The following is a 19,250-nucleotide window of genomic DNA, read 5'->3' on the forward strand; positions in this document are numbered from 1 at the left end:
CGGCGGGCCTTCCTGCTGTCCCGCGCGGGCGCGCTCGCCGCCCTCGGTGTCGGGACCGGGTTCTGGCTCAACCGCCCGGCGGCCTCGGACGCGTCGGGCGCACCGGACGGTGCCGCACCCTCGCCGTCGCCCTCCTCCGCGTCGCCGCCGCCCCCGGGGCCGGTCGGGCTGTGGCCCCTGGACGAGGCCTCCGGCCAGGTCGCGCGGGACACCGCGGGCGGCCACGACGGCACCGTGACCGGCGTCGCCTGGCAGGGCGCAGGGGAAGGCGCCGCCTTCGACGGGACCGGCAGCCAGATCGTGACCGACGGCCCGGTGCTGCAGACCGGCGCGGGGCGCAGCTTCACCGTCGCCGCCTGGGTCCGCCTCTCCGTCCTGCCGGGCACCTTCGCCACCGCCGTCAGCCAGGACAGCGCCGACGCCAGCGGCTTCTACCTCCAGTTCTCCAGCGAGGACCAGGGCTGGGCCTTCTCCCGCCCCGGCCTGCGCGCCGTCGGCCGTACCGCTCCGGCCGCGCACGTCTGGACCCACCTGACCGGCGTCTGCGACGGCCGGGACCGCAAGCTGCGCCTGTACGTCGACGGTGTCGAGGAGGCGGTCGTCGAGGACACCGGCCCCGCGCCCGCCACCGGCGCCTTCATCATCGGCCGGGCCTCCTTCGACGGGCAGCCCCGCGACTTCTTCCCCGGCGCCATCCGCGACGTACGGGCCTTCGACCGGGCGCTGAGCCCGGCGCGGGTCGCGAAGCTCGCGCAACCGGGCTGACGGGGACTCATTCGCGTTCCGTGGGACGGCAGTCGGGGCGGTCGTGCCGAAGACACGAGCACCCGGTCCGCCGCCTCCCGGCGCCGGACCAGGATCCAGCCCCCTGCCCCCGTCCTAGTCCTTGTCCCCGTCCTTGTCCTTCTCGTCGTCCTTCTCCAGGGACTTCAGGAAGTCGGGGTTGTCGTCCGGCGCCACCCACTGCCGCCGCCCGCCGCCGCCCTGCCAGGGCGAGGAGCCGGCGGGCTGCCGCTTCTTTCCGGCGATGATCCAGGAGATCGAGCCGACCAGCGGGAAGAGCAGCACGAGGATCGCCCACAGCGGCTTGGGCATGTGGCGGATGTCGGCGTCCTTCGTGCTGATGCAGTCGATGAACGCGTAGACGCTCAGTGCCAGTGGCACGAGGAACATCAGCACCCGGAGCATGGGCCTCTCCAGCTCAAGCGAGGGGTGGGGACGTGTCAGGGCCCCCAGGTACAGGGCCAGGGTAGCCGCTCGGGGATACTGGACCGCATGGCTTACGACGATCTTCGCTCCCTGCTCAGGGCTCTGGAGCGCGAGGGCGACCTCAAGCGCATCAAGGCCGAGGTGGACCCGTACCTGGAGGTCGGGGAGATCGTCGACCGGGTGAACAAGGCGGGCGGCCCGGCGCTGCTCTTCGAGAACGTGAAGGGCTCCGACATGCCCCTCGCGATGAACGTCTTCGGCACCGACCGACGCCTGCTCAAGGCCCTCGGCCTCAAGTCGTACTCCGACATCTCGGACAAGATCGGCGGACTGCTCCGTCCCGAGCTGCCCCAGGGCTTCGTCGGCATGCGCGAGGCCTTCGGGAAGCTCGGCACGATGACGCACGTACCGCCGAAGAAGGTGAAGCCGGGCAGCGCCCCCGTCCAGGAGGTCGTCCTCACCGGTGACGACGTGGACCTGGACCGGCTCCCCGCCCTCTTCACCTGGCCGGACGACGGCGGTTCCTTCTTCAACCTGGGCCTGACCCACACCAAGGACCCGGACACGGGCATCCGGAACCTGGGCCTGTACCGGCTCCAGCGCCACGACAAGCGCACCATCGGCATGCACTGGCAGATCCACAAGGACAGCCGCAACCACTACCAGGTGGCCGCCCGTCGCGGTGAGCGGCTGCCGGTCGCCATCGCCTTCGGCTGCCCGCCCGCCGTGACCTACGCCTCCACCGCGCCCCTCCCCGGCGACATCGACGAGTACCTGTTCGCCGGTTTCCTCCAGGGCAAGCGGATCGAGATGGTCGACTGCAAGACGGTCCCGCTCCAGGTCCCCGCGCACGCGGAGGTCGTCATCGAGGGCTGGCTGGAGCCCGGCGAGATGCTCCCCGAGGGCCCCTTCGGCGACCACACCGGCTTCTACACCCCGCAGGAGCCCTTCCCCGCGCTGAAGATCGACTGCGTGACGATGCGGAAGCGCCCGCTGCTCCAGTCGATCGTCGTCGGCCGCCCCCCGACGGAGGACGGCCCGCTGGGGAAGGCCACGGAGCGCTTCTTCCTCCCGCTCCTCAAGATCATCGTCCCGGACATCGTGGACTACCACCTCCCCGAGGCCGGCGGCTTCCACAACTGCGCGATCGTCTCGATCGACAAGAAGTACCCCAAGCACGCCCAGAAGGTGATGCACGCCATCTGGGGCGCGCACATGATGTCCCTGACCAAGCTGATCGTGGTCGTCGACTCCGACTGCGACGTCCACGACCTGCACGAGGTCGCCTGGCGGGCGCTCGGCAACACCGACTACGGCCGTGACCTCACCGTCGTGGAAGGTCCGGTCGACCACCTCGACCACGCCTCCTACCAGCAGTTCTGGGGAGGCAAGGCGGGCATCGACGCCACGAAGAAGCTGCCCGAGGAGGGGTACACGCGCGACGGGGGGTGGCCGGACATGGTGCTGTCCGACCCGGAGACGGCGGCGAAGGTCGACCGCCGCTGGAAGGAGTACGGACTGTGACGTCGGCTTCCGCCGCCCTGCCGCAGCAGCCGGGGCGCACCAAGGCGTTCCTGCGCCTGGTGATGATCGAGCACTCGGTGTTCGCGCTGCCCTTCGCCTACATCGCCGCGCTGACCGCGATGTACCGGTGGGACGAGAACATCCACTGGGGCCGGCTGCTCCTCGTCACCGTCGCCATGGTGGGCCTGCGCACCTTCGCGATGGCGGTCAACCGGATCATCGACCGCGAGATCGACGCCCGCAATCCGCGCACCGCCCACCGCGAACTGGTCACCGGCGCCATGTCGGTCAAGCACGCCTGGACCGGCGCGCTGATCGCCCTGGTCGTCTTCCTCGGCGCGGCGGCCCTGCTCAACCCGCTCTGCCTGGCCCTGGCCCCCATCGCGGTGATCCCGATGGTGGTCTACCCGTACGGCAAGCGGTTCACGAACTTCCCGCAGGCCATCCTCGGCCTCGCCCAGGCCATGGGCCCCATCGGCGGCTGGCTGGCGATCAGCGGCGAGTGGTCCTGGGAGGCCGTGATCCTCGGCCTCGCGGTCGGCATCTGGATCGGCGGCTTCGACCTGATCTACGCCTGCCAGGACGTCGAGACCGACCGGCAGGTCGGCGTGAAGTCCGTCCCGGCCCGCTTCGGCGTCCCGGCCGCGATCTGGGGCGCCCGCGCCTGCCACACGGTCACCACGGCCCTGTTCGCCTGGTACGCCGTCGCCACCGACGCCGGTGTCTTCTTCTGGCTCGGACTGCTGATCGTCGCGGGTGCATTCCTCTACGAGCACACCATCGTGCGCCCCACCGACCTGTCCCGCCTCAACAGGGCGTTCTTCTCGGTCAACGGCTTCATCGGCATCGCCCTGTTCGTGTGCGCCCTGCTGGATCTGCTCGTGCGGGGTCTGAGCGTCTGAGCACGGGGTCGACACGCTTCGGCTCCCCGTCGATCCCGAGGCGGCGGACCGGTCCTGAGGACTGCCCCGTCCACCGGTAGGCTCAAGATGTGAACCCAGGAGATTCGCAGCGCGTGCCTTGGATCGTGGGGGTGTCCGGGGCGTCCGGCACCCCGTACGCCGCCGCCGTGCTGCGTGCGCTGCTAGCCGCCGGCGAGAGCGTCGACCTGGTGGTCAGCCGGGCCTCGCGGCTCACCCTGCTCGACGAGACCGGCATCCCCTTCCGCGACGCCCACTGGCAGCAGGACCTGCGCGAATGGCTGGCCCGCGGAGCCGACGGAAAGCCGGACACCTTCGACGCGGACGTCTCGGGCGTACGGCACTGGAGCGCGGGCGACCTCGCGGCCGGGCCGTCCTCGGGGTCGTACGCGACGAAGGGCATGCTGATCGTGCCCGCGTCGACGGCCTGCGTGGCCGGTGTCGCGCTCGGGCTGTCGAAGGACCTGCTCCAGCGCGCCGCGAGCGTGACCCTCAAGGAGCGCCGCAGGCTGGTCGTCGCCGTACGGGAGACCCCCCTGGACGGCCGGACGCTGCGGCACCTGGTGACCCTGGACGACGCCGGCGCGCGCGTGGTGCCCGCCTCCCCGGCCTTCTACGCGGGGGCGACGCACATCCAGGACCTGGTGGACTTCGTCGCCGGACGCGTCCTCGACGCGGCGGGCGTCGGGCACGACCTCTACCGCCGCTGGCGCGGCGACCTCGGCGGGGCCCGCCCCACCACCTGAGCACCACCTCCCCCCACACGTTTGTTACCCACATCTTCAGAATTCTTCAGTGGAAGGCTTCGATCGCATGGACGCGGTGGACAGGCAGCTCATCCAGGCCCTGAGGGAGAACGGCCGGGCCTCCTACGCGGAGCTGGGGCGCCTGGTCGGTCTCTCCGGACCCAGCGTCACCGACCGCATCAACCGGCTGGAGGCGGCCGGTGTCATCACCGGCTACCGGGCCACCGTGGACGCCGCCTCGCTCGGCCTCGGCGTCACCGCCCTGATCGGCGTCTCGCTCTCCGACGCCGCCGACCACGAGGACGTGGCCCAGCGCCTCAAGGAGCTGCGGGAGATCGAGGACTGCTGGTTCATCGCCGGCGACGACTCCTACATGCTCAAAGTGCGCGCCGCCGACGTGGACGGCCTGGAGAGCATCATCCGGCGGCTGTCGGGCACCAAGGGCGTGTCCCGGACCCGTACCACCATCGTTCTCTCCACCAAGTGGGAGAACCGGGTGGGCGAGCTGCCGGAAGAGGTCCAGTAGCCGGGGCGTACGGTTGACCCGTCTGTCTCAGAAAGAGGTATCGCATGGACGCCGGGCTCAAGCGCGAGCTGGAGCAGAAGGTCCGCTCCGGTGAGCGGCTGACCCGCGAGGACGGCATCGCGCTGTACGAGTCGGACGATCTCGCCTGGCTCGGCGGCCTCGCGCACGAGGTGCGGACGCGGAAGAACGGCGACGTCGTCCACTTCAACGTCAACCGCCACCTCAACATGACCAACGTGTGCACCGCCTCCTGCGCGTACTGCTCCTTCCAGCGCAAGCCGGGGGAGAAGGACGCGTACACGATGCGCATCGAGGAGGCGGTGAAGCTCGCCAAGGCGATGGAGGGTGAGAACCTCACCGAGCTGCACATCGTCAACGGCCTGCACCCCAACCTGCCGTGGCGCTACTACCCGCGCTCGCTGCGCGAACTGAAGGCCGCGCTGCCGGACGTCTCGCTCAAGGCGTTCACGGCCACCGAGATCCACCACTTCGAGACCATCTCCGGGATGTCAGCCTCCGACATCCTGGACGAGCTGATCGACGCCGGTCTGGAGTCCCTCACCGGTGGCGGCGCGGAGATCTTCGACTGGGAGGTGCGGCAGCACATCGTCGACCACCGCACCCACTGGGAGGACTGGTCCCGCATCCACCGCCTGGCCCACGAGAAGGGCCTGAAGACCCCGTGCACCATGCTCTACGGCCACATCGAGGAGCCCCGCCACCGCGTGGACCACGTGCTGCGCCTGCGTGAGCTGCAGGACGAGACGGGCGGCTTCCAGGTCTTCATCCCGCTGCGCTACCAGCACGACTTCGTGGACATGAAGGACGGCAAGGTCAGGAACCGCCTCCAGGCGCGTACGCAGATGGCGACCGGTGCGGAGGCCCTGAAGACCTTCGCCGTCTCGCGTCTCCTCTTCGACAACGTCCCGCACGTCAAGGTCTTCTGGGTCATGCACGGCGTCCAGACGGCCCAGCTGGCCCTCCAGCACGGCGCGGACGACATGGACGGCTCGGTCGTCGAGTACAAGATCACGCACGACGCGGACGACTTCGGCACGCCGAACAAGCTGACGCGTGAGGATCTGCTGGACCTCATCCGCGACGCCGGGTTCCGGCCGGTCGAGCGGAACACGCGGTACGAGATCCTGCGGGAGTACGAGGGGCCCGACCCGGCGCGGCGGGAGTCGCCGCAGCCGATGCGGGTGTGAATTTCCGGTTGTTTCTCGGGTGCGGGTGAGTGGGGGCCGTTCGCGCAGTTCCCCGCGCCCCTGAAAGGGGCGCGGGGAACTGCGCGACCAGCCGCACGCGGCCCGCGCACGGCATCGGATCGAACCGTCCGCGGCGGGTACCCGCACCCCCATGGCCACCGAGGACGACTACACCGCACAACCCTTCGTTCCCACACGCGGCGGCCTCCCCGCCCTGCGCAAGGCGGCCGCCGACTGCCGCGGCTGCCCCCTGCACCGCGACGCCACCCAGACCGTCTTCGGCGCCGGCCGGGCGACCGCCCGCCTCATGCTCGTCGGCGAGCAGCCCGGCGACCAGGAGGACCGGCAGGGCAAGCCGTTCGTCGGCCCCGCCGGGCACCTCCTCGACCGGGCGCTGGCGGAAGCCGGCCTCGACCCGGCGGACGCGTACGTCACCAACGCCGTCAAGCACTTCAAGTTCACCCGGGCCGAGCCCCGCAAGCGCCGTATCCACAAGGCGCCCACCCTGCGCGAGATGACCGCCTGCGGCCCCTGGCTGGCCGCCGAGCTGGACCGGGTGGAGCCCGAGCTGATCGTGGTGCTGGGCGCCACGGCCGGGAAGGCGCTGCTCGGCTCCTCCTTCCGGGTCACCCAGGTGCGCGGCACGGTGCTGGAGGAGGAGATCCACGGGCGGCCGGAACGGCTGGTGCCGACCGTGCACCCGTCGGCCGTGCTGCGGTCCGACGACCGGGAGGGGGCCTACCGGGGACTGGTCTCGGACCTGAAAACCGCCGCACGAGCACTCGGGTAATGGTTACTATTGCACAGTGTCCCTTACTTTCACTTTCGATCCGGCCGTCACCCCCGACCTCCGTGACGGCGTCCTCGACCTGTGGACCGACGTCTCCAACGCCGGCGGCTCCGTGGGCTTCGTGCCGCCGGTGACGCGCGAGGACATCCGCCCCGAGCTGGTCAAGCACATGACAGGCATGGCCGAAGGGCGCACCCGTCTGCTCGTCGGCCACGACGAGGAGGGGCGGGTGGCCGCCACCGCGTTCCTCGCCCTCAACACCCACCGCCTGATGCGGCACTGGCTGTGGCTCTACACGGTCATGGTCCACCCGCGCCACCAGGGCCGGGGCTACGGCCGGGACCTGATGGCCGCCGCCGCCGACGCCGCCCGCGCCTGCGACGGCATCGAGGCGATACGGCTCACCTGCCGCGGCGGGCTCGGCCTGGAGCGGTTCTACGAGTCCTGCGGCTACAAGGAGGTCGGCCGGGTCCCCGGTGCGATCCGGGTCGCGCCCGGCGACGACCGGGACGACGTCTTCATGCTGCTGCCCCTGGGCTGACCGCCGTCCGACCCCCCTGCACGATCGACGGCCCGGCATGTTTCACTGGACCGTGCCTCTTTGTGCCAGAAACGGAAGAGTGGATTGAGATGCTCCGCTACACGCTGATGCGCCTCGGGATCTTCGCGGGCTGCCTCGTGGTCGTCTGGGGACTCGTCTACGCCGGAGTCTTCCCGCGCGGTCTCGGTGACTCCAACGGCATGTGGATCCTGCTGCTCTCCCTGTTGATCTCCGCCCCCATCAGCTACGTCGCGCTGCGCAAGGAGCGGGACCGGGCCTCGGTCCAGGTCGTGGGCCGGGTGGACCGCATGAAGGCCAACCTGGAGGCCAACCGCGGCCAGGAGGACAGCGCCGACGACACCGCGCGGGCGCAGGGCCAGACCTCGTAACGTCCGTCACGTACCCGCACGCCCCGGCTTCCGATTTCACCGGAAACCGGGGCGCTTTGCGTTTTACGGGCAGTAGGGCACTCCTGCCTCTCAAAGTATGGCTTTGAGTGTCTCAAAGCATGGGTGTTAAAGTCGTGCGCATGAAGCAAGCAGCCGCGCCCACCACACCACAGCGCCTCGCGCTCGTGGCGCGCCTGCACGTGGACCTCTGCCGGTGCGCGTCCGCGAACTGTCGCCCCTGACGTTCCCCCCTCACCAGTCGTCCCCACGTCAGCTCAGCGCGTCCCATCCCGCGTCCCGTCCCCCTACGGAGCATGTCCGTGTCTTCACCCTCTTCTTTCACGAAGTACCTCAAGGTGCCCTTCTGGGCCCAGATACTCGCCGGTCTCGTCCTCGGCGTCCTGCTGGGCTGGCTGGCCCGCAGCCAGGACATATCGTGGCTGGTCACCACCCTGGAGAAGGTCGGTGACACCTTCATCGGCCTGCTGAAGCTGGCCGTCGCACCGCTGGTCTTCTTCGCGATCCTCGTGTCGATCACCAACCTGCGGAAGGTCAACAACGCCGCCCGCCTGGCGTCCCGCACCCTCCTCTGGTTCATGATCACGTCGCTGATCGCGGTGGCCATCGGCCTCGTCATCGGCCTGGTCACCAACCCCGGCTCCGGCACCGGCCTCACCCCGGCCGACGGCGCCAAGCCCGAGCACACCGGTTCCTGGATCGACTTCCTGACCGGCATCGTGCCGACCGACGTCATCACGCCGTTCACCGAGCTGAACGTCCTGCAGATCGTCTTCATGGCCGCCGTCGCCGGTATCGCCGCCCTCCAGCTCGGCGAGAAGGCCCAGCCGATCCTGAACCTGAGCGAGTCGATCCTCGAACTCCTCCAGAAGGCCCTGTGGTGGGTCATCCGCCTCGCCCCGCTCGGCACCGTGGGCCTCATCGGCAAGGCCATCGCCACCTACGGCTGGGACCTCATCGGCAAGTACGCCACCTTCACCGCCGACATCTACGTCGGCTGCGCCCTCGTGATGTTCGTGGTCTACCCGACGCTGCTCGCCACCGTCGCCAAGGCCAGCCCGCTCCAGTTCTTCAAGGGCGCCTGGCCCGCCATCCAGCTGGCCTTCGTCTCCCGCTCCTCGGTCGGCACCATGCCGCTGACCCAGAAGGTCACCGAGCGCCTCGGCGTCCCGAAGGAGTACGCGTCCTTCGCCGTGCCGTTCGGCGCGACGACCAAGATGGACGGCTGCGCCGCGATCTACCCGGCGATCGCCGCGATCTTCGTCGCGCAGATCTTCGACATCCAGCTCGGCGTCGGCGACTACCTGCTGATCGCCTTCGTCTCGGTGGTCGGCTCCGCCGCCACGGCCGGCCTCACCGGCGCCACGGTCATGCTCACCCTGACCCTGTCCACCCTGGGCCTGCCCATGGAGGGCGTCGGCCTCCTCCTCGCCATCGACCCGATCCTGGACATGATGCGCACCGCGACCAACGTCGCGGGCCAGGCCCTCGTGCCGGTCATCGTCTCGGCCCGCGAGGGGCTGCTCGACCGCAAGGCGTACGACGAGGCGCACGCCTCGCCGATCGACGAGCCCGAGCGTCAGAAGCAGGACGCGGAGCCGGTTCCGGTCGCCGCCTGACCGTCGTGATCGAGGGGTCGGCGCCGTGCTGACGTCCTGATCACCGCCGCACGGACCGTACGCTGATTCGCATGGGTGCTGGGAAGACCAAGCGGATGCCGCGTGCGGTCCGTGAGCAGCAGATGCTGGACGCCGCCGTGAGCGTGTTCGGGCGGCGCGGGTACATGGCGGCGTCGATGGACGAGATCGCCGAACTGGCGGGTGTGTCCAAGCCGTTGGTGTATCTGTACCTGAACTCGAAGGACGACCTCTTCAGCGCCTGCATCAGCCGCGAGGCCCGCGCCCTCACCGAGGCGGTGCGGGCCGGTGTGCGTCCGGGGCTCTCCGCGGACGGGCAACTCTGGTCGGGGCTGCGGGCGTTCTTCAGCCACACCGCGCGGCACCCGGACGCCTGGCGGGTGCTGCACCTGCACGCCCGTACGCACGGGGAGCGGTTCGCGGCCGAGGTGGCGGCGATGCGCGAGGAGATCGTCGCGTTCGTGACGCAGCTGATCGCCGCCGCGGCACGGGACGCGCACCGGGACCCGCATCTGCCCGAGGGCGAGGTCGCCGGACTGGCCGAGGCGCTGGTCGGCGCCGCCGAGTCGCTCGCCGACTGGGCGGGTGCCACCGAGGGCGTCACCGCGAAGCAGGCGGCGGCGACCCTGATGAACTTCGCCTGGGCGGGCCTGGGCGACCTGATGGCGGGGCGGCCGTGGTCCCCGCCGGAGGAGCCGGCGGAGTGGGCGGAGTCGGCGGAGAGGCCCGAGCCGGACCCGGCGCCGGTGGCTCAGGCCGCCGGATAGGGCCCGGCCCCGCCGGACAGGTGCAGCCGTCCGTCGCGGGCGCCGCGCAGTTCGAACCGCCCGTCCTCGGCCCCGTACGCCACCGTCCCCGGCAGCAGCACCGGTGCCCGGAACTCCGCCCGCACCACGGCCGCGTCCGGTGTCCCGTGCTCGGCGAGGCACCGGGCCACGGTCCACATGCCGTGCGCGATGGCCCGCGGGAAGCCGAACAGGCGGGCGGTGAGCGGGTGCAGGTGGATCGGGTTGCGGTCACCGGACGCGGCGGCGTAGCGGCGTCCGACGTCACCCGCCAGCCGCCATTCGGCGCGTGCGGGGAGGGGCTGCCGGTCTTCCGGGGAGGTTCCCCCGGCGGCGGCCGGGGCGGTGGTGCGGTGCCGGGCCAGGTAGGTGCTGCGGGACTCCCACACGACGTCGGTCCCGGCGCGCAGCTCCGTGACCACCGTCGCCTCGGTGCCGCGCCGGTGCGGGGCCAGCCCCTCGACGTGCACGGCGAGTGCGTACCCGCCGGTGGCGGGCAGGGCGGCGCGCCGGGTGATGGCGATGGAGGTGTGCACGAGCCCGAGCAGGGGCAGCGGGAAGTCCCGGGCGCTCATCAGGCGCATGGCCATCGGGAAGCCCAGCACGTGCGGATACGTCACCGGAAGCGCGTCCGCGCCGGTCGCGAACCCGCACACCCGCTCGTACGCCGCGAGCCGCGCGAGGTCGACGCGCAGGCCGAGCAGCACCAGCCGGGTGCGGGGGAAGTCCGCGTCCGGGCGGGGCCGCTTGAGAGGCGACAGGAGCGCGCCCCGGGCGAGGAGCGGCGCGAGGGCGGGGACGCCGGACAGGGTGCTGGTGGTCGGGGCCGCGGTGGTCATCACGCCCCCAGCAGGCTCTGGCCGCAGACCCGTACGACCTGGCCGTTGACCGCGCCGGAGGCCGGGTGGGCGAGCCAGGCGGTGGTCTCGGCGACGTCGACGGGCAGGCCGCCCTGGGCGAGGGAGTTCATGCGGCGGCCGGCCTCGCGGATGAAGAGGGGGACCGCGGCCGTCATCTTCGTCTCGATGAAGCCCGGCGCCACCGCGTTCACCGTCACCCCGTGCCCGGCGAGCGCGCGGGGTGCCAGCGAGCGGACCAGGCCGACGATCCCCGCCTTGCTCGCGCCGTAGTTGGTCTGGCCCGCGTTGCCCGCGAGCCCGGCGATGGAGGCCGTCGCCACGATCCTGCCGCCCCGGTTGACGGCGCCCGCCGCGAGCAGCGCGTCCGTGGTGCGCAGGACGCTCGCGAGGTTGACGTCGAGCACCGAACTCCAGCGCTCGGCGGGCATGTTGACCAGGCGCCGGTCGCGGGTGACGCCCGCGTTGTGGATCAGGATGTCGAGCCCGCCGGGCAGCGCGGAGGCGATGCGCTCACCCGCGTCGGCGGCCGTGATGTCCAGCGCGAGGGCGGTGCCGCCGAGGCGTTCGGCGGCCCGGCGTGCCGCGTCCTCGGCCTGCGGCACGTCCAGGACGACGACCTGGGCGCCCTGTCCGGCCAGCGTCTGGGCGACCGCCGCGCCGATGCCCCGTGCGGCGCCGGTGACCAGGGCGGTGCGCCCGGCGAGGGGGAGGGCCCAGTCGTCGGGGACGGCGCCCTCGCCCGCCGTCCCGACCTCGATCACCTGGCCGCTGACGTAGGCGGAGGCGGGGGAGAGGAGGAAGCGCAGGGTCGACTCGGCGGGGGCCGCGTCGGTGAGCCGTACGAGGTTGACCGTCCTGCCCCGCCCGATCTCCTTGCCGAGCGAGCGCGTGAACCCCTCCAACGCCTGCTGGGCGGCGGCCTGGTGGTGGTCGGCCGGGTCGAGCGGGGCGCCGAGCACCACCACGCGGCCGCTCGCGGCGACGGACCGTACGACGGGGTGCAGCGCGGCGTGCACCTCGGCGAGCGCGTCGACGTCCCGTACGCCGGTGGCGTCCAGGACGACGGCGGCGGGCCGGCCGTCCTCGTCCCGGGGCAGGCCCGTGCGGGCCAGGACGGGCGCGAGGCCGGGGTCCGGCTTGCCGGCCGTGAGGTGCAGCAGGCCGCCGTCGAGCGCGTCCCGCCGCAGCTCGGCGGGTTGCGGCAGACCCAGCCTCCGGGTGAGGAAACGGCCGGGTGCGGTGCCGGTGAAGCTGAGATAGCGGTCGGCCATGTCCTGTCTCCCCAACGACTGCGACGTGTCCAGTAGGTCCTCCAGAGACCGGTCCTGCCCGCGACTGCTTACTCTGGAGTAAGGTTACCGGAGGTAAGCCTATGTCACGGGTGAGGAGCAGGTCGAGATGAGCCCTCTGGCACCGCAGCCCACGCGCCGCGTCGCGGTCCTCGGCGGCGCCCGCGTCCCCTTCGCCCGCTCCGACGGGCCGTACGCCACCGCCTCCAACCAGGAGATGCTCACCGCGGCCCTCGACGGCCTGGTCGAGCGGCACGGCCTCCAGGAGCCGGGCGCGGTCGGCGAGTTCGTGGCCGGCGCCGTCCTCAAGCACAGCCGGGACTTCAACCTCGCCCGCGAGACGGTCCTCGGCTCGGCACTCGACCCGCGCACCCCGGCCTACGACATCCAGCAGGCCTGCGGCACCGGACTCCAGGCCGTGATCGCCGCCGCCAACAAGATCGCCCTCGGCCAGACCGAGTCGGCGATCGCGGGCGGTGCCGACACCGCGAGCGACGCGCCGCTCGGCGTCAACGACCGGCTGCGCCGCATCCTGCTGGAGGCCCGCCGGGCCAAGTCCACCGGCGCCCGGCTGAAGGCGCTGGCCAGGATCCGCCCGGGGCACCTGGTCCCCGACATCCCCCGCAACGCCGAGCCGCGCACCGGCCTGTCCATGGGCGAGCACGCCGCGGTCACCGCACGCGCCTGGGACATCTCCCGTGAGGAACAGGACGCGTTGGCCGCCGCGAGCCACCAGCGGCTGGCGGCGGCGTACGAACGCGGTCTCTTCCAGGACCTGGTGATCCCCTTCCGCGGCCTGGCCCGCGACCAGAACCTGCGCCCCGGCTCGACCGTGGAGAAACTGGCCGCGCTCAAGCCGGTGTTCGGCCTCGACGCCCCCGGCCCCACCATGACGGCGGGCAACTCCACGCCCCTGACGGACGGCGCCGCGACGGTGCTCCTGGCGAGCGAGGAGTGGGCCGAGGCCCGGGGCATCGCACCCCTCGCCTACCTCACGGCGTACGAGACGGCGGCCGTGGACTTCGTCGGCGGGGACGTGGCCGGAGGCGAGGACGGGCTGCTGATGGCGCCCGCCTACGCGGTCCCGCGGATGCTGGAGCGGGCCGGGCTCGGGACCGGGGACTTCGACCTCGTCGAGATCCACGAGGCGTTCGCGTCCCAGGTGCTGGCCACGCTGGCCGCCTGGGAGAAGCGGGGCCTGGCCCCCGTGGACCGGGCCCGGCTGAACGTGGCGGGCTCCTCCCTCGCCACCGGCCACCCCTTCGCCGCGACCGGCGCCCGGATCGTGGCGACACTGGCCACCCTGCTCGCCGAGCGGGAAGGACCGGGGCGCGGCCTGATCTCCGTCTGCGCGGCGGGCGGCCAGGGCGTCACGGCCATACTCGAACGAACGTGACTTACCCTCAGGTAACCCCCAACACTGCACACGTCCGGCGCGGGACCGTCCCCGAACGCGCACCAACTCCTCACGTGGGCACCGTACGATCCCGAGACTGACCGCCGGTAACCCATGTCCGCGGAACCGGCGATGAACGCCTCGGCGCGCGAGGCACGTACGTCATGCAGCAGAGCAGCGACAGCAGAAGCAGTGTCTTTGCTGCACGTCCCAGGAGCCGCCCGTGTCCACCCCGCTTCCGTCCTTCGCCGCATCCGCCGCCTACGCCGACTCGCCCGGCCCCACCCTGGTGGCGCCCGAGACGCGGATGCTGGACGGGGCCGTCCGGGAGGCGTACGTACCGCCGTTCGCGCCGCCGGTGCGCCGCGGGTCCCTCGCCGACCTGCCCTTCGACAACGCGGCGGCGGTCCCGGGCCAGGTCGTCCTCAGCCGCAGGTCGCCGGAGGGCGACTGGAGCGACGTCACGGCGGCCGAGTTCGCCGCGCAGGTGCTGGCGGTGGCCAAGGGCATGATCTCCGAGGGCCTGATGCCGGGCGACCGCATCGCGATCATGGCGCGGACGACGTACGAGTGGACGCTGCTGGACTTCGCCGCGTGGGCGGCCGGTCTGGTCACCGTCCCCGTCTACCCGACCTCCTCCCTCTTCCAGACCCGGTGGATCCTCCAGGACTCCGGCGCCGTCACCCTGGTCACCGAGACCACCGCGCAGGCCGCGGCGCTCGGCCCCGAGCTGGACCGCATCCCCGACCTCAAGCACCTGTGGGTCATGGAGAAGGGCCACGTGGAGCGGCTCGCGGAGCTGGGCGCGCGGCTGCCGGACGCGGAGGTGGAGGTGCGCCGCGGCATGCTCGGCCCGTCCACCCTGGCCACCCTCATCTACACCTCCGGCACCACCGGCCGCCCCAAGGGCTGCGTCCTGACCCACGGCAACTTCTTCGCCGAGGTCGACAACGCGATCGAGCTGCTCTACCCCGTCTTCAAGGCGGAGACCGGCGAGGAGCCCTCGATCCTGCTCTTCCTGCCGATGTCCCACGTCTTCGGCCGGATGGTCGCCGTGGCCTGCGTCCGCGCCCGGGTCCGCCTCGGCCACGCGCCGAGCCTGAAGCCCGAGGACCTGCTCCCCGACCTGGCGGCCTTCCGCCCCACCTGCCTGCTGACCATCCCGTACATGCTGGAGAAGGTCTTCAACAGCGCCCGCGCCAAGGCCGAGTCCGGCGGCCGGGCCTCGGCCTTCGACCGCGCCGTCTCGGTGGCGGTGCGCTACGGCGAGGCCAAGGAGGCCCGCCAGACCGGCGCGGGCGGCGGCCCCGGCCGCGGCCTGAGGACCGCCCGCTCCTTCTACGACCCGCTCATCTACCGGAAGATCCGGGGCGCCATGGGCGGCCGGGTCAAGTACGCCATCTGCGGCGGCTCCCCGCTCGGCCGCCGCCTGGCCGCCTTCTACGCCGGGGCCGGCATCGAGATCTTCGAGGGCTACGGCCTCACCGAGACCACCGCCGCGGCCACCGTCACGCCCCCGCTCAAGCCGCGCCTGGGCACGGTCGGATGGCCGCTGCCCGGCACCCGCATCCGGATCGCCGCCGACGGCGAGATCCTGGTCGCCGGCGAGCAGGTCCTGCACGGCTACTGGGACCCGCAGGCCGGCGGCGTCGTCCAGGCCGCCCCCGACGGCTGGTTCGCCACCGGCGACCTCGGCAGCCTGGACGACGAGGGCTATCTGACCATCACCGGCCGCAAGAAGGAGCTGCTGATCACCGCGGGCGGCAAGAGCGTCGCCCCGGCCCCGCTGGAGAACTGGCTGCGCTCCCACCCCCTGATCTCCCAGTGCATCGTCCTGGGCGACCGCCGCCCCTACGTCTCCGCGCTGTTCACCCTCGATCCCGACGGTGTCAGCCACTGGCGCCGCATGAACGGCAAGCACCCCGTGCCGCCGGAGCTGCTGACCGACGACGAGGAGGTCCACGCGGTGCTCCAGCGGGCCGTCGACGAGGCCAACAAGCTGGTCTCCCGCCCGGAGTCCATCCGCCGCTTCGCCGTCCTGCCCAGGGACTTCACCGAGTGGGAGGGCCATCTGACCCCCTCCATGAAGCTCCGGCGCGAGGCGATCATGCGGGACTTCGCGGGCGCGGTGGAGGGGCTGTACGAGGGGTAGGGGCCGCCCGGCGGGTGCTCAGCGGCGGGCGATGAGGAACGCCTGCGGTACCTGGGCGACGGTGGTCTCCTCGGTGATCCGCACCGTCCGGGACAGCACGGTGAACCCGGCCCGCTCCAGCAGCTCCGCCATCGGCTCCGGCCGCCGCCGTTCGAAGTCCAGGGCCACCGGGTGCCCCCACGGGCGGTCGTGGTGGCGGGGCTCGTCGCCGACCTGGAAGCCCAGCAGCAGATGCCCGCCCGGGGCCAGTACGCGCCGCACCTCCCCGAAGAGGTCCGGCAACTTCTCCCACGGCGTGTGGATCGACGAGTACCAGGAGACCGCCCCCGCGAGGGCGCCGTCCGGCAGGTCGAGGTCCAGCATGGACCCCTGCTCGAACCGCAGTCCGGGGTTCTCGCGGCGCGCGATCGCCAGCATCGAGGAGGACAGGTCCAGGCCGAAGACCCGCAGGCCCAGCGAGGCCAGGTGCGCGGTGACCAGGCCGGGCCCGCAGCCGAGGTCGGCCACCTGCCCCTCGGGCCCCACCAGCTCGGCGAACGCGCCCATCAGCGCCCGGTCGAGCGGGGCGTCGTCGAGCACGGTGCGGAACCGGGCGTGGTAGTCCTCGGCGATGGCGTCGTAGAAGGTCCGGGTGGTGGCCACGAAGGCGGGGTCGGTGGTCATGGGCGGACCCTAGTGGCGGCCACTGACAGCCGGGGCGGGCGGGGCCGCGGGGCGGCGGGGCGATCGGGACGTTCACGGAGACGTCGGGAAAGGGCAGGAGCCCCGTCGCCGAGAACGGCGCGGGGCTCCTTGGGTACTGCTGTCAATCAGACAGGAGTGACATTCTCCGCCTGCGGACCCTTGGGGCCCTGCGTGACGTCGAAGGACACCTGCTGGTTCTCCTCGAGGGAACGGAATCCCTGAGCGTTGATCGCGGAGTAGTGGACGAAGACGTCCGGGCCGCCGCCTTCCTGGGCGATGAAACCAAAGCCCTTTTCGGCGTTGAACCACTTCACGGTTCCGGTAGCCATAAGCCCTCCTTGGGCCCAAAGGGTTGCCCTGCTCCAGAACCAGCAAATGTGAAGACTTTGAATGCCGCACAACTGCATACGTCTGAGAACGACGAGAGCCCGCGGTCACATGCTCCGCAGGCTCTGTACTGCAAGGGAAACCAAACTGCAACTTGCTGTGAGCGTAGCACGCAGGCCCCCGAGCGCAACAGAGGTCAAGATCACTTCACTCGGACGTTTGAACACCTGCGCCGTTCGGCTGACGCCGGGGGTCGGCGACGGGGCGACCCCGGGGGAGGGCTAGCCTCGCGATGTGGACAATTCTCGCACCCGGCCGCGCGTCGGCCACATCCAGTTCCTGAACTGCCTGCCCCTGTACTGGGGGCTCGCGAGAACAGGCACGCTCCTCGACTTCGAGCTGACGAAGGACACCCCGGAGAAGCTCAGCGAGCAGCTGGTGCGCGGCGATCTCGACATCGGTCCCGTCACCCTGGTCGAATTCCTCAAGAACGCCGACGACCTCGTCGCCTTCCCCGACATCGCCGTCGGCTGCGACGGCCCGGTGATGTCGTGCGTGATCGTCTCCCAGGTCCCGCTGGACCGCCTGGACGGCGCCCGGGTCGCCCTCGGGTCGACCTCGCGCACCTCCGTACGCCTCGCCCAGCTCCTCCTGGCGGAACGCTTCGGCGTCCAGCCGGACTACTACACCTGCCCGCCGGACCTGAGCCTGATGATGCAGGAGGCCGACGCGGCCGTCCTCATCGGGGACGCGGCCCTGCGCGCCAACATGATCGACGGCCCGCGCTACGGCCTCGACGTGCACGACCTGGGCGCCCTGTGGAAGGAGTGGACCGGCCTGCCGTTCGTCTTCGCGGTCTGGGCGGCCCGGCGGGACTACGCGGAGCGCGAGCCGGTCATCACCCGCAAGGTGCACGAGGCCTTCCTCGCCTCCCGCAACCTCTCCCTGGAGGAGGTGGAGAAGGTCGCGGAGCAGGCCGCCCGCTGGGAGGCCTTCGACGAGCAGACCCTCGCGAAGTACTTCACCACGCTCGACTTCCGCTTCGGCGCCCCGCAGCTGGAGGCGGTCACCGAGTTCGCCCGCCGGGTCGGCCCCACCACGGGCTTTCCGGCGGACGTGAAGGTGGAGCTGCTGCGGCCCTGATCCGCAGCCGGGGCCCCCTTCTCTCTGGGGCCTTCCGCGGGCGGCCCACTACCCTGCTGACAGGTATCGGCGTACGGGGGAGGGGTGGACGCCATGCGGCCGCTCGAAGTCGACGAGCCCACGGTGGTGGGGCCCTACCGGCTGCTCGGCCGGCTGGGCTCCGGCGGCATGGGCCGGGTCTACCTGGGGCGCAGCACCGGCGGCCGCACGGTCGCGGTGAAGATCGTGCACCCGCACTTCGCGCTGGACGAGGAGTTCCGGGCCCGGTTCCGGCGCGAGGTGGCCGCCGCGCGCCGGGTCGGCGGCGCCTGGACCGCGCCCGTACTGGACGCGGACCCCGAGGCGCGCGTGCCGTGGGTCGCCACGGCGTACGCGGCCGGTCCGTCCCTGACGGCGGCCGTGGCGGACGGCGGCCCGCTGCCCGCCCACTCGGTACGGGCGCTCGGCGCGGGCCTCGGCGAGGCGCTGGCCGCGGTGCACGAGCTGGGCCTCGTCCACCGTGACGTGAAGCCGTCCAACGTCCTGCTCACCCTCGACGGCCCCCTCCTGATCGACTTCGGCATCGCCCGCGCCACGGAGGGCACCGCCTCCCTGACCTCGACGGGCGTGTCCATCGGCTCGCCCGGCTACATGTCCCCCGAGCAGATCCTCGGCAAGGGCGTGACCGGGGCGGCGGACGTCTTCTCGCTGGGCGCCGTGCTGGCGTACGCGACGACGGGGCGGCCGCCCTTCCCCGGGGACTCCTCGGCCGCGCTCCTCTACAAGGTCGTCCACGAGGAGCCGAGCCTCGACGGCCTGGCCGGGGAACTGCGCGAGCTGGTCGCCTGCTGCCTCGCCAAGGACCCGGCCGCCCGCCCGGCCCCCGGCGAGGTGGCCCGGCGCCTGGCCCCCGAGGGCGCGGCCCGCCTGGTGACCGGCGGCTGGCTGCCGGGGCCACTGGTCGAGCGGGTCAGCCGGAGCGCCGTACAGCTGCTGAACCTGGAGGCGGCCGAGGGCGAGGCGTCGGGACCGGTGGGGTTCAGCCGGCCGTCGGTCACGGCGGGCGGGGAGGACGGGGCCGGTGCTTCGCAGGGCCCGGGGGAGGGCGTGGCGGCCGTCGGTGCCTT

At 72.0% G+C, this 19,250-nt stretch carries 21 protein-coding genes; 16 read left to right on the top strand and 5 right to left on the bottom strand.

Annotation, left to right across the window (positions count from 1 at the left end; genetic code table 11):
• A partial coding sequence (locus tag BZZ08_RS13185) for a LamG domain-containing protein (protein WP_274543266.1) occupies nucleotides 1–765 on the top strand: 765 nt, incomplete at its 5' end.
• 114 nt (nucleotides 766–879) lie between these two features.
• Here BZZ08_RS13185 and BZZ08_RS13190 read toward each other — a convergent pair.
• A complete protein-coding gene (locus BZZ08_RS13190; protein ID WP_104632386.1) occupies nucleotides 880–1,188 on the bottom strand; it encodes a PLD nuclease N-terminal domain-containing protein in 309 nt (102 codons plus the stop codon).
• Between the two features lie 87 nt (nucleotides 1,189–1,275).
• Here BZZ08_RS13190 and BZZ08_RS13195 point away from each other — a divergent pair, with 87 nt between their 5' ends.
• The 11 genes from BZZ08_RS13195 to BZZ08_RS13240 all read left to right on the top strand — a co-directional run bounded on the left by BZZ08_RS13195 (nucleotide 1,276) and on the right by BZZ08_RS13240 (nucleotide 10,275).
• On the top strand, nucleotides 1,276–2,733 hold the full coding sequence (locus tag BZZ08_RS13195) for a menaquinone biosynthesis decarboxylase (protein ID WP_104632387.1): 1,458 nt from the start codon (nucleotides 1,276–1,278) through the stop codon (nucleotides 2,731–2,733).
• A complete protein-coding gene (mqnP, locus tag BZZ08_RS13200) occupies nucleotides 2,730–3,635 on the top strand; it encodes a menaquinone biosynthesis prenyltransferase MqnP (protein ID WP_104632388.1) in 906 nt (301 codons plus the stop codon). The genes BZZ08_RS13195 and mqnP overlap by 4 nt, the downstream gene beginning before the upstream one ends.
• A gap of 113 nt (nucleotides 3,636–3,748) precedes the next feature.
• Complete coding sequence (locus BZZ08_RS13205) at nucleotides 3,749–4,399, top strand: UbiX family flavin prenyltransferase (RefSeq protein ID WP_104632389.1); 651 nt, start codon at nucleotides 3,749–3,751, stop codon at nucleotides 4,397–4,399.
• A gap of 67 nt (nucleotides 4,400–4,466) precedes the next feature.
• Entirely contained in the window at nucleotides 4,467–4,925 is a 459-nt protein-coding gene (locus BZZ08_RS13210; protein ID WP_007443788.1) for an Lrp/AsnC family transcriptional regulator, read from the top strand.
• Between the two features lie 44 nt (nucleotides 4,926–4,969).
• Nucleotides 4,970–6,133, top strand: coding sequence for an aminofutalosine synthase MqnE (gene mqnE / locus BZZ08_RS13215; protein WP_087789939.1), 1,164 nt, complete (start codon nucleotides 4,970–4,972; stop codon nucleotides 6,131–6,133).
• 151 nt (nucleotides 6,134–6,284) lie between these two features.
• Nucleotides 6,285–6,923 carry a UdgX family uracil-DNA binding protein gene (locus BZZ08_RS13220; RefSeq protein WP_104632390.1) on the top strand — a complete coding sequence of 213 codons (639 nt, stop codon included), beginning with the start codon at nucleotides 6,285–6,287 and terminating at the stop codon, nucleotides 6,921–6,923.
• A 16-nt stretch (nucleotides 6,924–6,939) separates the two neighbouring features.
• Complete coding sequence (locus BZZ08_RS13225) at nucleotides 6,940–7,464, top strand: GNAT family N-acetyltransferase (RefSeq protein ID WP_104632391.1); 525 nt, start codon at nucleotides 6,940–6,942, stop codon at nucleotides 7,462–7,464.
• An 89-nt stretch (nucleotides 7,465–7,553) separates the two neighbouring features.
• Nucleotides 7,554–7,853, top strand: a complete 300-nt coding sequence (locus tag BZZ08_RS13230) for a DUF4229 domain-containing protein (RefSeq protein ID WP_104632392.1) — start codon at nucleotides 7,554–7,556, stop codon at nucleotides 7,851–7,853.
• Between the two features lie 140 nt (nucleotides 7,854–7,993).
• The gene (locus tag BZZ08_RS39940) at nucleotides 7,994–8,095 is read left to right on the top strand and encodes a putative leader peptide (protein ID WP_309546884.1); all 102 of its coding nucleotides are present in this window, start codon (nucleotides 7,994–7,996) and stop codon (nucleotides 8,093–8,095) included.
• Between the two features lie 72 nt (nucleotides 8,096–8,167).
• Nucleotides 8,168–9,490, top strand: coding sequence for a dicarboxylate/amino acid:cation symporter (locus BZZ08_RS13235; RefSeq protein ID WP_104632393.1), 1,323 nt, complete (start codon nucleotides 8,168–8,170; stop codon nucleotides 9,488–9,490).
• Nucleotides 9,491–9,561: 71 nt separating this feature from the next.
• Nucleotides 9,562–10,275, top strand: a complete 714-nt coding sequence (locus tag BZZ08_RS13240) for a TetR/AcrR family transcriptional regulator (protein ID WP_104632394.1) — start codon at nucleotides 9,562–9,564, stop codon at nucleotides 10,273–10,275.
• Here BZZ08_RS13240 and BZZ08_RS13245 read toward each other — a convergent pair.
• Both BZZ08_RS13245 and BZZ08_RS13250 read right to left on the bottom strand, forming a co-directional pair.
• Nucleotides 10,260–11,132 carry a MaoC family dehydratase gene (locus BZZ08_RS13245; RefSeq protein ID WP_104632479.1) on the bottom strand — a complete coding sequence of 291 codons (873 nt, stop codon included), beginning with the start codon at nucleotides 11,130–11,132 and terminating at the stop codon, nucleotides 10,260–10,262. The genes BZZ08_RS13240 and BZZ08_RS13245 overlap by 16 nt on opposite strands.
• Nucleotides 11,132–12,424 (bottom strand): 3-oxoacyl-ACP reductase, encoded by a 1,293-nt coding sequence (locus tag BZZ08_RS13250; protein ID WP_104632395.1) that lies wholly within the window; start codon nucleotides 12,422–12,424, stop codon nucleotides 11,132–11,134. The genes BZZ08_RS13245 and BZZ08_RS13250 overlap by 1 nt, the downstream gene beginning before the upstream one ends.
• A gap of 127 nt (nucleotides 12,425–12,551) precedes the next feature.
• Between BZZ08_RS13250 and BZZ08_RS13255 the strand changes: the two genes are divergently transcribed.
• Together BZZ08_RS13255 and BZZ08_RS13260 are read left to right on the top strand one after the other, a co-directional pair.
• Entirely contained in the window at nucleotides 12,552–13,838 is a 1,287-nt protein-coding gene (locus tag BZZ08_RS13255; protein ID WP_104632396.1) for an acetyl-CoA C-acetyltransferase, read from the top strand.
• A 223-nt stretch (nucleotides 13,839–14,061) separates the two neighbouring features.
• Nucleotides 14,062–15,990, top strand: coding sequence for an AMP-dependent synthetase/ligase (locus BZZ08_RS13260; RefSeq protein ID WP_104632397.1), 1,929 nt, complete (start codon nucleotides 14,062–14,064; stop codon nucleotides 15,988–15,990).
• Between the two features lie 18 nt (nucleotides 15,991–16,008).
• Here BZZ08_RS13260 and BZZ08_RS13265 read toward each other — a convergent pair whose 3' ends face one another.
• Together BZZ08_RS13265 and BZZ08_RS13270 are read right to left on the bottom strand one after the other, a co-directional pair.
• Entirely contained in the window at nucleotides 16,009–16,653 is a 645-nt protein-coding gene (locus BZZ08_RS13265) for a class I SAM-dependent DNA methyltransferase (RefSeq protein ID WP_104632398.1), read from the bottom strand.
• A gap of 146 nt (nucleotides 16,654–16,799) precedes the next feature.
• A complete protein-coding gene (locus BZZ08_RS13270; RefSeq protein ID WP_003974443.1) occupies nucleotides 16,800–17,003 on the bottom strand; it encodes a cold-shock protein in 204 nt (67 codons plus the stop codon).
• Between the two features lie 292 nt (nucleotides 17,004–17,295).
• On the opposite strand from BZZ08_RS13270, the gene BZZ08_RS13275 reads away from it, so the two are divergent.
• Nucleotides 17,296–18,144: a menaquinone biosynthetic enzyme MqnA/MqnD family protein gene (locus BZZ08_RS13275; RefSeq protein ID WP_104632399.1), complete on the top strand. Its 849-nt coding sequence runs from the start codon at nucleotides 17,296–17,298 to the stop codon at nucleotides 18,142–18,144.
• Between the two features lie 93 nt (nucleotides 18,145–18,237).
• The coding region (locus BZZ08_RS39505; protein ID WP_241965461.1) for a serine/threonine-protein kinase at nucleotides 18,238–19,250 on the top strand (1,013 nt) is incomplete at its 3' end.

The sequence above is a fragment of the Streptomyces sp. MH60 genome, assembly GCF_002939385.1.
Classification (GTDB): domain Bacteria; phylum Actinomycetota; class Actinomycetes; order Streptomycetales; family Streptomycetaceae; genus Streptomyces.